The 12112-nt window shown below is 65.3% G+C and carries 16 protein-coding genes; 6 read left to right on the forward strand and 10 right to left on the reverse strand.

Annotated features, from left to right (window positions below; translation table 11 throughout):
• Positions 1-118: 118 nt before the first annotated feature.
• From WD184_01875 to WD184_01895, 5 genes are all read right to left on the reverse strand, one after another.
• On the reverse strand, positions 119-1030 hold the full coding sequence (locus WD184_01875) for an SPFH domain-containing protein (protein ID MEX0825496.1): 912 nt from the start codon (positions 1028-1030) through the stop codon (positions 119-121).
• A gap of 13 nt (positions 1031-1043) precedes the next feature.
• Positions 1044-1478, reverse strand: a complete 435-nt coding sequence (locus WD184_01880) for an NfeD family protein (protein MEX0825497.1) — start codon at positions 1476-1478, stop codon at positions 1044-1046.
• A gap of 64 nt (positions 1479-1542) precedes the next feature.
• Positions 1543-1869: a type II toxin-antitoxin system PemK/MazF family toxin gene (locus WD184_01885; GenBank protein MEX0825498.1), complete on the reverse strand. Its 327-nt coding sequence runs from the start codon at positions 1867-1869 to the stop codon at positions 1543-1545.
• On the reverse strand, positions 1866-2102 hold the full coding sequence (locus WD184_01890; GenBank protein MEX0825499.1) for a DUF2191 domain-containing protein: 237 nt from the start codon (positions 2100-2102) through the stop codon (positions 1866-1868). Before WD184_01890 ends, WD184_01885 begins: the two co-directional genes overlap by 4 nt.
• Before the next feature lie 89 nt (positions 2103-2191).
• Positions 2192-2878, reverse strand: a complete 687-nt coding sequence (locus WD184_01895; protein MEX0825500.1) for a hypothetical protein — start codon at positions 2876-2878, stop codon at positions 2192-2194.
• Positions 2879-3035: 157 nt separating this feature from the next.
• Here WD184_01895 and mscL point away from each other — a divergent pair, with 157 nt between their 5' ends.
• The 5 genes from mscL to WD184_01920 all read left to right on the forward strand — a co-directional run bounded on the left by mscL (position 3036) and on the right by WD184_01920 (position 7209).
• Positions 3036-3422, forward strand: coding sequence for a large conductance mechanosensitive channel protein MscL (gene mscL / locus WD184_01900; GenBank protein ID MEX0825501.1), 387 nt, complete (start codon positions 3036-3038; stop codon positions 3420-3422).
• A gap of 30 nt (positions 3423-3452) precedes the next feature.
• Positions 3453-3734, forward strand: a complete 282-nt coding sequence (locus WD184_01905) for a DUF427 domain-containing protein (GenBank protein MEX0825502.1) — start codon at positions 3453-3455, stop codon at positions 3732-3734.
• 95 nt (positions 3735-3829) lie between these two features.
• A complete protein-coding gene (locus tag WD184_01910; protein MEX0825503.1) occupies positions 3830-4276 on the forward strand; it encodes a hypothetical protein in 447 nt (148 codons plus the stop codon).
• 175 nt (positions 4277-4451) lie between these two features.
• Entirely contained in the window at positions 4452-4910 is a 459-nt protein-coding gene (locus tag WD184_01915; protein MEX0825504.1) for an RNA polymerase sigma factor, read from the forward strand.
• On the forward strand, positions 4903-7209 hold the full coding sequence (locus WD184_01920; protein ID MEX0825505.1) for a sialidase family protein: 2307 nt from the start codon (positions 4903-4905) through the stop codon (positions 7207-7209). Before WD184_01915 ends, WD184_01920 begins: the two co-directional genes overlap by 8 nt.
• A 109-nt stretch (positions 7210-7318) precedes the next feature.
• Here WD184_01920 and WD184_01925 read toward each other — a convergent pair whose 3' ends face one another.
• Entirely contained in the window at positions 7319-7690 is a 372-nt protein-coding gene (locus WD184_01925; GenBank protein MEX0825506.1) for a hypothetical protein, read from the reverse strand.
• Here WD184_01925 and WD184_01930 point away from each other — a divergent pair.
• Entirely contained in the window at positions 7683-7967 is a 285-nt protein-coding gene (locus tag WD184_01930) for a plastocyanin/azurin family copper-binding protein (GenBank protein ID MEX0825507.1), read from the forward strand. The genes WD184_01925 and WD184_01930 overlap by 8 nt on opposite strands.
• 24 nt (positions 7968-7991) lie before the next feature.
• On the opposite strand, the gene WD184_01935 is transcribed toward WD184_01930, so the two are convergent.
• The 4 genes from WD184_01935 to dnaK are packed head-to-tail and all read right to left on the reverse strand — an operon-like array spanning position 7992 to position 11661.
• The gene (locus WD184_01935) at positions 7992-8366 is read right to left on the reverse strand and encodes a helix-turn-helix transcriptional regulator (GenBank protein ID MEX0825508.1); all 375 of its coding nucleotides are present in this window, start codon (positions 8364-8366) and stop codon (positions 7992-7994) included.
• Between the two features lie 3 nt (positions 8367-8369).
• Positions 8370-9290 carry a DnaJ C-terminal domain-containing protein gene (locus WD184_01940; protein MEX0825509.1) on the reverse strand — a complete coding sequence of 307 codons (921 nt, stop codon included), beginning with the start codon at positions 9288-9290 and terminating at the stop codon, positions 8370-8372.
• Positions 9291-9292: 2 nt separating this feature from the next.
• Positions 9293-9838: a nucleotide exchange factor GrpE gene (locus tag WD184_01945; GenBank protein ID MEX0825510.1), complete on the reverse strand. Its 546-nt coding sequence runs from the start codon at positions 9836-9838 to the stop codon at positions 9293-9295.
• Positions 9835-11661: a molecular chaperone DnaK gene (dnaK, locus tag WD184_01950; GenBank protein ID MEX0825511.1), complete on the reverse strand. Its 1827-nt coding sequence runs from the start codon at positions 11659-11661 to the stop codon at positions 9835-9837. Before dnaK ends, WD184_01945 begins: the two co-directional genes overlap by 4 nt.
• Positions 11662-12112: the final 451 nt, after the last annotated feature.

A 12112-nucleotide genomic window follows, 5' to 3' on the forward strand; every position in this document is an offset into this window, starting at 1 on the left:
GCCCCTTCCGTCACCGCCGAGGACGGCGGTGCCCCCTCCCCCGCCGAAGACGGCAGGGGAGGACGATGTCTTGGCCGCGTATCGCCAATCGCCAATCGCTGAGGTCTGAGCCTTCGGCTCAGGCCTCCTTACTTTCCCACAGCTCCTTCACCACTCCGATGCTGGCGAGCACGCCGGAGGCTTCGTAGGGGAGGAAGATCTTCGTGGCCTGGCCGTCGGCGATGGCCTCGAGGGCGGTCAGGTAGCGGATGGCGATCAGGTCTGGCGTCGGGTCGCCGGTGTGGATCGCGCTGAACACCCGCTCGATGGCCTGTCCTTCGCCTTCGGCGACGGTCAGCTTCTGGAACTTCTCAGCCTCGGCGACTTCCTTGATGGCCTCGGCCTGGCCCTGTGCCTCCAGGATGCGCGCCTCCTTGACGCCCTCCGCCCGAAGGATGGCGGCCCGCTTCTCGCCCTCCGCCTCGGTGACCGTGGCCCGGCGATCGCGTTCCGCCTTCATCTGGCGGTGCATGGCCTCGGTGATGTCCGGCGGGGGATCGATGCGCTGGATTTCGACCCGGACCACCCGGGTGCCCCAGACGTCGGTGGCCTCGTCGAGGACGGTCCGCAACTGGGCGTTGATCATGTCGCGGGAGGTCAGTGCTTCGTCGAGTTGGAGTTCGCCGACGATGTTCCTCAGGTTGGTCTGTGCCAGCTTGGTGGCGGCAAGGATGAAGTTGGCGACGTTGTACTTCAGCTTCACCGGGTCGGTCGCCTGGTAGTACACCACCGCGTCCACCGTCACCACCACGTTGTCCTTGGTGATGACTTCCTGCGGCGGCACGTCGACGACCTGCTCGCGCATGTCGACCCGACGGATTCGGTCGATGAACGGCACGATGAACCGCAGTCCCGGGTCGACCATGTGGTCGAAGCGCCCAAACCGCTCGACGAGTCCCTTCTCGAACTGCGTCACGATCTTCAGTGCCCGCGACACCACGATCAGGAATAGGACGCCGACGACGATCAGGATGATTGCTAGCGGTTCCATCTCTCTCCCTTGTTCACTTCTCGGGCTCGACGACGAGGCGAGTGCCTCGGACTTCGAGCACTTTCACGTTGGTCCCCACCGCGATGGGTCCTCCGTCGGTGGTGGCTCGCCACGTCTCCGTCTCCATCCGGACCTCGCCCTCCCCGGTCTCGGGGTCGATCTCCTCGGTGACCCGGGCGACCCGGCCCATGAACCGGTTGGCACCGACGTTGTGCTGCACCTCGTCTCCGATCCGAACAAAGCGCCGCAGCAGGTAGAGCGAGATCGCTGACACCACGATGAAGACGATGAGTTGGGGCACTTCGTCGGTCTCGAAGAAGGCCATGACCGCCGCCGCCGCTGCCCCGATGCCGAATGGCAGCATGAAGAACCCTGCGGTAAAGATCTCGGCGACCGACAGGAAGACCGCCGCACCGATCCAGAACCAGAGCCAAGCCTGACTGTCCATCCCGTCACCTCCGAGTATGGGGACAAGATAGTTGGCACGCCACGGGCCGGTACCGGTCGGGTGTTCAGTCGCAGTCGACGGCAACCGCGAGGGCCGCACAGACCTGGCGCATCCGATGATCACTGAGGCGACCGAGCCTGTCGGTGAGCACGCCAATCGCCACGCTCTCGACCGAATCGAGGTTGATTGCCGACCGCAGAGGGACCGGGTCGTCTCCCGGTTCGAGCACCACTTCGCTCGGGAGCCCGCGAATCGTCGTGGTGCATGGTGCGACGAGAGCCCGCCGCAATCTCGGGATCGTCGCATCCCGGGACAGCACCACCACTGGGCGTCGCGAGATCTCAGGCAACTCGCACCACCAGACTTCCCCTCGGGCCGGCATAACCGTCACGAGGGTCCGGCAGCCTGGCGGAAGGAGGCCAGGTCCCCCCACTCATCCGACTGGTTCAGCGGATGCTTGTCGTAAGCGGCGTAGGCGGCGTCGACCTCGGCGGAGCGGTGGACTCGGAGCAACGCCTTCAACGACTCGTCGAGGATGGTGGCGTCATTCGCTCCCGTGCGCAGCTCTCTGGCCTGGGAGAGGAGTTCCTCGTCGACGGTGGTGCTGACGCGGACTCTGGCCATGCCCTAAGTATGCCATTGTTATGCCACGATCTCAATAGGTCTGTCTGCAACCTTCGGGGACGCCGCTCGGCGCGGTCGCTCCGCGTGCCCTACTTGCCGATGTCCACTATCACCCGCAGCGGGTCCTGGAAGACGCGCACCGTGAACGGTCGTTCCGCGTCGAGGCCGATCACCCAGGTCATCGAGGCCTCGAAGTCGTCGATGAACTTCACCTGCACGATCGGGTTGATGCCGGGGTCGAGTTCCAGGTCACCTGTGTAGGTCGGGTCGCCGCTGTCAATGTCATGGAGGCGGGCGGGGGAAATGTGGACCACGAGGAAGGCTTCGCCGTCCACTTCGACGGTGTCGCCGGAGGTCTCCATGAACGGCCCGTCCTCGTAGCCGACCACATAGTTGGGGCTGCCTTCCCCGGTGAGGTTGAACACCACCCGGACGTATCCCTCGTCGGGATGGTCGCCCACCCGCACATCGGTGAGATTCCGCCCGGGATCGCCGTCGAGGGTGTCGTTGGTCTTGGTCTCCGTGTCACCCCCGAATGCCGACGTCGTGCTGGTGGCATCCGTCGTGGAGGTGGTGTCGGCGCCCGTCGTAGTGGAACCCTCGCCCGAGGTGGTCGTGGTGGCCACCGAGCTCGGGGTACCGGCGGTGGTGGTCGCCGCGGTGTCGATGCCGTCGCCGCTGAACACGATGAACAGGACCACGACGAAAAGGGCGAAGACGATGCCGCCAAGCACGGCGAGGACATTGACGAGACGGGAGTCGCTGTTCGAGGTCATGACTCCACGCTAGTTGTCCCTCGATGATCGACTGGAAGCCAGTCCAAGTTGCTGGTTGTTGGCTCATTCGACTCGGAAGTCAGGTCGCAGGTCGCAGCGGGCAGGTTGCAGGACAAGAATCCCTTCTTGATACTTGGCACTCCAGGGAGGTTCTCGAATGATCAAGGAGTTCAAGCAGTTCATCGCTCGCGGCAATCTGGTCGAGATCGCCGTGGGCCTGGTGATGGCCCTGGCATTCGTGGCGGTGGTGACCTCGCTGGTGGCCAACGTGGTCACGCCGGTCATCGGCGCGATCTTCGGCACCCACGACTTCTCAGGTCTGACGCTGACTATCTGGAACGACGCCGTGATCTCCTACGGTGCCTTTCTCAACGCGTTGATCGCGTTCCTGTCGGTGGCGCTTGCGGTCTTCTTCCTGGTGGTGCGGCCCTACAACGCGCTGAAGGCCCGCATGGCCCGGGGTTCGGCAGCGGACGAGGTGGCGGTGGAGCCATCCGAGGAAATCGTCTTGTTACGCGAAATCCGGGACGCGTTGCGGAAGTAGCACTCTTGGTTTCTTGATTCTTGGTTCTCAATGCGCGCCATCTGGAACAACGCGGTGATCGCCCAGTCCGACGACACCGTCGTCGTGGAGGGCAATCACTACTTTCCGGTCGAGTCAGTCGACCACCGCCATCTGGCACCCTCCGACAAACACACGATGTGCCATTGGAAGGGCGTCGCTTCCTACTTCGATGTGGTGGTCGGCGGTGAGGTGAATCCTTCGGCCGCCTGGTACTACCCCGATCCGTCCCCCGCGGCCCTCCAGATCAAGGACCGGATCGCGTTCTGGAGGGGTGTGTCGGTCGAAGCGTGAGAGCCCGGCGTGTTCGTCACCACTCGTTCACCCGCCGGGAGTCTTGCTCCCGGTGCTTGCCTAGGATCCCGCCCCAAGCGGACCCGGAGTCGACGATGGCCGACATCACCAAGCACCGATTCTCACGCTTGGCCCGGGGTTCCCGGGTCGGGATCGCTGCCCTCGTGTTCGTGTTGGGCACTGTGGCGTGCGGTGGCGAAGCGCGTCCGAGCCAGGAGGAATGGTCTGTGGCTGCCCAGCCGGTTCTTGCCGACATCCTGGTGGCGTCGTCGAGCATCACCGCGATTCGCAGTCGGTTGCCCGGGGACTATGTCCCTCCGGCGGCGCTGCGAGCGTGCGACGAGATGGAGCCCCTGTTCGCTTCCTGGCGCGAGGCGATCGACCCCGGGCCAACCGAGGAGGTCGACCCGCTGCTCGATCTGCTCTTCGACGGTCTCGAGGGCACCTGTTCTGCTCTGAGGGCCGGCGACATCGCTCTCGCCCAGACCGAATGGGCGCAGACCCAGACCACCATCGGAGAACTGTTCTCGCTCACCGGCTGAGGCCGAACATCCTCCTCCGCCGTCTGGGGGAGGTCGCCCGAGGGCGGGTGACGGAGGGGGCAGCGAAGCGAACGAAGTGAGCCGACAGCGAGCACTCCAACGACTTCCTCACTCTCCGACTTGTCGTGCAAACTGCAGGGTCGCACCCCTTTCTCGGTAGGAAGGCCCTCAACACGTGGATGAGTGGGACAGCTACGAGGAGTTCCTTCGGGTCGTCGAGCCACGACTCCGATACGCCCTGGTTGCCGGGCACGGAGCCGAGCGAGGGATGGATGCCTTGAGCGACACACTCGTTTATGGGATGCGCCACTGGGATCGGGTCGGGCGGATGAAGAACCCCGTCGGGTACCTGTACCGAGTAGGCCAGAGGCTGGCGCGGAGGCGTCCCCAAATCAGGCCTCTACCTTCCCCCGATGTCCCGAGAGGTGAACCGCCGTGGGTGGAACCACGGCTGTCGGATGCTCTGATGTCTCTGTCGAAACGCCAACGGGAAGTCGTCGTGCTCGTCGAGGCCTTCGAGTACACCCACCAGGAGGCAGCCGATCTGCTCGGCATCGGGCGTTCCTCGATTCAGACCCACCTCGATAGGGGACTTGCGAAACTGCGGGTCGGGCTAGGCGTCGACGATGAGTGAGATCGGCGACCGCCTTCGCAGGCTGTTCGAGGAGATCGCTCCACGCCCGGAGATCGAGGGCATGTTCTCCGGGGAAGCTCCGATGCTCCACCGGCAGCGGTCTCGGCTACTCGTGGCAGCCGCACTCTTCTCCGTAGTTGTGGTCACGACTGGGGTGCTGCTTCTCGTAGTCCCCGGGTCCGATCGAGCACCGGACGCGGCCACCACTCTCCCGATTGCAGCGAGCACGACTTCGTTGCCGGCCACCACGATCACCTACCTCTCGCCGAGCAACGACGATCTCGTAGCTCTTGTACCCGACTCGATCGAGTGCATCGTGGGGGCACTCGAAGTTCCGTGCGCCGAGATCAATGATCAGAACCCATTCACGGCGTGGAGCGTCGCCTGGGACGACGACCTGCCGATCATCACGATGTCGTTCGGGGAGACGGTGACGGTGTCGGGTGTCGCACTCCAGAACCTCGGCGATCGCCTCGAATTCCTTCGCCGGTCGCGGATCCGACAGATCGAGTTGACCACCGACGAGGGCGGGTCGGTCCTTGTCGATTTCGAAGACTCCAATCTGGACGGCAACGGCGTGTCGGTTTCGCCGCTTACCGGAAGCGTGTTCACCATTCATGTGCTCGCCGTCTACTCACCACAGGTTGGTTATGGGCCTCAGGACTTCCCGGCCCTCCCTGAGATCGCCGTCGCAGAGTTGCAGTTGGGGGGCCGCTTTCCGGCGGAGTCTGAGACGGGTAGCCAGGTCACCGGCTGGGCTGGCGAATGGTCGCAGGTGAACGTCGACCCAACCAGACGCGGCAGGTCTCTTGATCTCGCATTCAACGGCGAGTCTTTCGCGTTGATGACACGGATGGCCGGCGGCAACCCAGTGGCGTGGGAGTCTGACGACGGGCTCGTGTGGGTCGAGGCGGCCGAATGGGACAGCGATGTACTTGTCGGGCCGCTCTCGTTCTCGTCCCGAGGAGGCGGCTGGGTCGCAGCAGGGAGTGCGGGCGGTAGGGCAACCGTCTGGCGGTCATGGATGGGGTGGGACTCAGTGACCGTCGACGGCGGGCCCGATTCATCCTGGAGCGCCATAGCGTCGATTGTCGAGTGGCGTGGCCGCCTGGTGGCTGCGGGCGAGGGCACATTCGGCGTGATGCCGCCAGAGGACGTGGTGGCCGCCGCCTGGTATTCCGACGATGCGGGTGCGTCGTGGCATCGGAGCGATGTTCCCGACGGCCAGATGTTGAGTTTCGACTCCTTGGTGGCGGGGCCGGCAGGGATTCTCGGGCTCGCCTCGGATCATTCGTCCTTCTGGTGGCCGGTGCTGTATCGGTCGTTCGACGGGATCAGCTGGGAGCGGATCACCCCGATCGGGCTCGAGACGTCGTTCGTCGTCCAGATTTTCGCCGACAGCCTCGGCTATCTCCTCCATGACCCCAACTTCGGGAAGGTGTGGAGCTCGGTCGACGCGGTTCATTGGGTTGCCTCCGACCTGCCTTCTCGGACCCCGGACGGTGGTGAGGCCGTCGGTTTCACGACCGTGGCGCGGTATCAGGGGGCCGTCGTGCTCACCGGAATAGAGTTGTTCGAGGATCGAGCCGTTTCGAACGCCAGGTCACCAATCGCGATTTCTCAGGTCGATGGAGGTTGGGTAATGGCGAGCCTCGACGTACCCGCTGGCGTGCACCGCCTTGTGGCAGGCAATGATCGGCTAGTCATGGCCGGGGCGCTCCCGATCCCTCTGGGCTCCGAACTCGACGGAGTCCCCGAGGAGGGCGCGACCCTTTACGTCACCGCGTTCGTATTCCGCCCGGACGACCAACCGGAAGCGCTGCCTTGTACCGATCGCACGCCGCCCCTGACGGACCAGGACCTGCCGGCGGCGGTCGCGGAGACGCGTCGAGCGATCTACCAGGCTGCGATCGACTGCGACTGGGCGTCACTTCGAAGTCTGACCTCCGATCCCGACTTCTTCGCCAACTACGACGGGTTGGGATTCATGGGGAGCCCGATCGACTATTGGATCGGCCTGATGCGCGATGGCGAGGACGTTCTGGGCCTGATCGCAGCGGTGCTGTCGCTTCCGCCCACTGAGATCGTCGACCCAGATGGCAACCGGAGGTGGTATTGGCCTCGTGTCTCAGTCCTGTCGGCGGACCAGCGAACCGCGGCCGACTGGGAAGGGCTGCGATCGCTCTACGACGACGAACGCATCGCACGGATGAGATCTCTGAACAGCTATGTCGGTGGGTTCTACCTCGCCATTCGGTCCGACGGGACCTGGGAATTCGCGGGCACGCAATTGACTTGAGCGGCCCGCTGTCTCCACCGATGGAGGCACCTGCTCGGTCTCGGCGAAGGAGGAGAGTCAGGCCGGGAACGAATTCGCCCCAGTGTCGTTAGTACGCGATGGGATCGGCTCAGATCGCCATTCGGGGACTCGCTGCCCTGTCGCTCGCCGCCTCTCTCGCCGCCTGCGGTGACGACGCCACCGGCGCCGGATCGACCTCCACCACCGCGGGGACCACTACACCCCCGAGTACCGTCGCATTCACCTCGACGACCAGCTCAGGGACCAGTAGTCCTGTCTCGACGACGATTGGCACCACCACGACCAGCGGATCGGTGACCACCACCGCTGGTGCCACCACCTCGAGTTCCAGCGGGGGGACGGCCACGACCAGCGGAGCCGCCACCACGACGACCGCCGCGGCCACCACGACCAGCGGAGCCGCCACCACCACGACCGCAGCCACCACCACGACCGCAGCCACCACCACGACGGTGGGCACCACGACCTCGACGACCTCGAGCGGCCCTCAGACGTTTGGAATCAGCGTCAGCAACAACCAGTTCTCACCGGCCAACAGGACGATCACGGTGGGCGACACCATCGTGTGGTCATTCACCGAGGGCACCCACACCACCACCAGCAATGGGGGACTGTGGAACTCGGGTTCGAAGTCGTCAGGGACATCGTTCTCGCATCAGTTCAACTCCGCCGGCTCATTTGGCTACTTCTGCTCGTTCCATTCCTCGATGACCGGGACCATCACCGTCAACCCCTGAGGGCGTGGCAACAGGAACTGGCTGTTATTCGACGACTCGCGCTCTCGGCACATCCGGGAGGTTCTTGCCCCTCGTTTCCAGTTCGGCGCCGAGGAGGCGGGCTTGTGCCTCGCCGAGTAGTCGGCGGAGGCGGGATACCTGGTGTTCGAGGCGGGCGATCTCCTCGCGCATCTCCAGCACGAGTCTTACGCCCTCGATGTTGACTCCGGCGGCGGTGAGGTCCTGGATGAGGCCGAGGCGCTCCAGGTCCTCGTCCGAGTAGCGGCGGGTGCCTCCGGGCGTGCGGAAGGGGCGCAACAGGCCGCGGCGCTCGTAGATGCGCAGGGTCTGGGGGTGCATCCCGACGATCTCCGCGGCCACCGAGATGATGTACACGGCTTCGGGCTTTCGGTCGGTCATGGGTCACACCCCCAGGTGCGGTCGCGGGTCGTGGGATTGAAGATCCTGGAGCTGCTCGATCAGCGCTCTCTCGGCGTCGGTGAGGCTCTCGGGAACGGCGACTTCGACGGTGACGAGTAGGTCGCCGGTGCGCTTGGGGCCGGCCACCCCCTTGCCCGACACCCGGAAGGTCCGCCCCGATTGCGTGCCCGGTGGCACCTTCAGGGTCACCTTGCCGTCCAGGGTGGGAACGGTGATGTTGGCGCCGAGGGCCGCCTCGGCGAAGGTGATGGGCACGGTCAGCTCGAGATTCAGCCCTTTACGGTTGAAGAGCGGATGGTCCCCGGCCCTGACTCGAACGAGGATGTCGCCGGGAGGGCCACCGCCTAACCCGGGGGCCCCCTTGCCCTTCACCCGGATGAGCTGTCCGTCGTCGACGCCCGGTGGAATCTTCACCTGTACCTCGCGCGGTCCTTCGGCGCTCGAGATGGTGAGGGTCCGGGTGGAGCCGGCGATGGCTTCGTGGAAGGTGAGCCTCAGCTCACCATCGAGGTCGGCACCCTTTTGCGGTCCTCGCCGGCCCCCCCGGAACAGGTCGCCGAGCCCCGCACCTCCGAAGATCGAGCCGAAGTCGCCCATGTCGCCGAGGTCGTCGAACCGGACATACTGCGCGCCACCCTGCGGCGAGCCCGCCCACGCGCCGCGTGCAAAGGCGTCCCGTGCCTGGTCGTACTCCTCGCGCAATTTGGGGTCGGAGAGCACGTCGTAGGCCTCGGTGACCTCCTTGAATCGCGTCTCCGCCGAGTCGTCACCAGGGTTGGTGTCGGGGTGGAACTGCTGGGCGAGCTTGCGGTAGGACTTCTTGAGGTCCTTGCCCGTCGCCGTCCGATCGACTCCGAGGACCGCGTAGAAGTCCTTCTCGAGCCAGTCGCGGCGGACGCTCACGGTCAGTCCCCCTCGGAGAGGTCCTCGGCGGCGACCTGGACCAGGGCGGGCCTGATCACCCGGCCATTGAACGAGTACCCGCGGCGAACCTCGGCGACCACCACGAGGTGGCCGTCCCCGCCGCCCGAGATCGCCTCATGCAGATTCGGATCGAAAGGCTGGCCCTGGGCGGTGATCGGTTCGAGCCCGTGCGCCGTCAGGATGTCGAGCATCTGCTGCTGGGTGTTGCGAACCCCTACGAGCAGGCGCACCCCGCCGTCTACTTCGGCGGCGAGGGCCGCCTCGAGGGAGTCGAGCACCGGGAGAAGATCGGTCACGAGGCGCTCCGAAGCCCGGATCATGATCTCTTCGCGCTCGCGGTTTGCCCGCTTCCGATAGTTCTCGAAGTCGGCGGCCACACGCTTGAGATCGTCGAGATGCGACTCGGCCGCAGTGCGGGCATCAGACAACTCGGCGATCAGCATGTCGACCGCTTGGTCGGGGTCGTCAGGCAGCTCGAGGTCGATCGAGACGAATCCGCCGTCCTCGACGGGAAGTTCGTCGGTCACGACGGCTCACCTTCATCGACGATCTCGGCCTCCACGACGCCGTCGTCGGTGCTCGGTTCGCCGCCTTCCGATTCGGCGGTCTGCTGCGCCTCGTACATCTTCTGCCCGATCACCTGCGCACCCTTCACCAGTTCGTCGGTGGCGCTCTTCAAGCCGGCGGTATCGGCCGCCGGATCCTCGAGCAGCTTCTTGACCGCAGCCACCTTGTCTTCGACCGTCGAGCGCTCGTCGTCGGACAGCACCGACCCGTGCTCCTCGAGCTGCTTGCCCACCTGGTAGGCGGCATGGTCGGCCTGGTTGCGGGCCTCGGCCGCCTCGCGCCGAGCATGGTCCTCGGCGGCGTGCGCTTCGGCGTCCTTCACCATCTTCTCGATCTCGTCCTTGGGAAGCGCGGTGCCCCCGGTGATGGTGATCTGCTGGCTTTTGCCCGTGCCGAGGTCCTTGGCCGACACTGAGACGATGCCGTTGGCATCGATGTCGAAGGTGACCTCGATCTTGGGCATACCCCGCGGTGCGGGGGCGATCCCGGTCAGGTTGAACCGCCCCAGTGACTGGTTGCGGTCGACCATCTCGCCCTCGCCCTGGAGCACATGCACCTCGACCTCGGGCTGGCTGTCGGCCGCGGTGGTGAACACCTCGGACCGCCTGGTGGGGATGGTGGTGTTCCGGTCGATCATCTTGGTGAACACCCCGCCGAGGGTCTCGATACCGAGGGTCAACGGGGTCACGTCGAGCAAGAGGATGTCCTTGACGTCGCCCTTGAGGACGCCTGCCTGCAGAGCGGCGCCGGCCGCGACCACCTCATCGGGGTTGACGCCCTTGTGGGGGTCCTTGCCGGTGAGGGACTTCACAAGGTCGACGACCGCCGGCATACGGGTGGAGCCGCCGACGAGGATCACGTGGTCGATGTCGCCCACCTTGATGCCGGCGTCCTTGATGGCCTGATTGAACGGCTGCTTGGTCGCCTCGAGCAGGTCCTCCGTCATCTTCTGGAATTCCGATCGACTGAGCGTGCGCTGCATGTGCAGCGGGCCTTCGCTGGTGGCCGTGACGAAGGGCAGGTTGATCTCGGTTGAGGTCACCTGCGAGAGCTCGATCTTCGCCTTCTCGGCGGCCTCCTTGAGGCGCTGCAGTGCCATCGGATCCTTGCTGAGGTCGACCCCCTGCTCGTCCTTGAACGACTTGACCATCCAGTCGATGACCCGCTGGTCCCAGTCGTCGCCGCCGAGGTGGGTGTTGCCGGCGGTGGACTTCACCTCGAAGACGCCCTCGCCGATTTCGAGCACCGAGACGTCGAAGGTGCCGCCGCCGAGGTCGTACACGAGGATCGTCTGGTCGTCCCCTGCCTTGTCGAGGCCGTAGGCGAGAGCGGCCGCGGTGGGCTCGTTGATGATGCGGAGCACCTCGAGGCCGGCGATCTGACCCGCTTCCTTGGTGGCCTGGCGCTGTGCATCGCCGAAGTACGCCGGCACCGTGATCACCGCCTGGGTGACCGGGGCGCCGAGGTACGCCTCGGCGTCGCGCTTGAGCTTCATCAGGATGCGGGCGCTGATCTCCTGGGCGTTGTATTCCCTGCCATCGATCTCGACCGACCAACTCTCGCCCATGTGACGCTTGACCGAGCGGATCGTCCGCTCGGGGTTGGTGATGGCCTGGCGCTTGGCGACCTCGCCAACCAGGACTTCGCCGCTCTTGGAGAAGGCGACCACCGATGGGGTGGTGCGGTGGCCTTCGGCGTTGGGGATGACGGCGGGTTCGCCGCCTTCGAACACGGCGACCACGCTATTGGTGGTCCCGAGGTCGATTCCTACTGCTCTCGACATGGGTGCTCCTCGATTTTCGAACTCACCGCGGGGGCGAATCTAGGGTTTCTTAGTGTACTGCAGTATTAGAACCTGAGTCGATGGCTATCAATTCCCAGATTTCAGGACAGGTTTGGGAAGCGAGCCGAGGGCGAGCGGGTTCAGCCACGCGAACGAAGTGAGCCCCCGCGAGACCGGTAGGCCGTCTTCGGGATTCTCCGAGCGTCTCCCCCCGGTACCCCCGGGGGGAGTGCGGGAACCCCTCGGGTTCCTGGCGAGGGGTGCAGCCAAGCGAACGAAGTGAGCCCCCTGCGGGCGGGACTGGTCCCGGATGGCCGTCTTCGGTTGATTCGAGCGTCTCCCCCCGGTACTCCGGGGGGAGTGCCCCGAAGGGGCGAGGGGGGCAGCTGAGACAGCGAGCAGGACTGGTCCCGGTAGTGCATCTTCGGGTGTTGGGGGGGGGCCGCCCCCC

This window comes from Acidimicrobiia bacterium, from assembly GCA_040878325.1.
GTDB lineage: Bacteria > Actinomycetota > Acidimicrobiia > Spongiisociales > UBA11373 > JAUYIV01.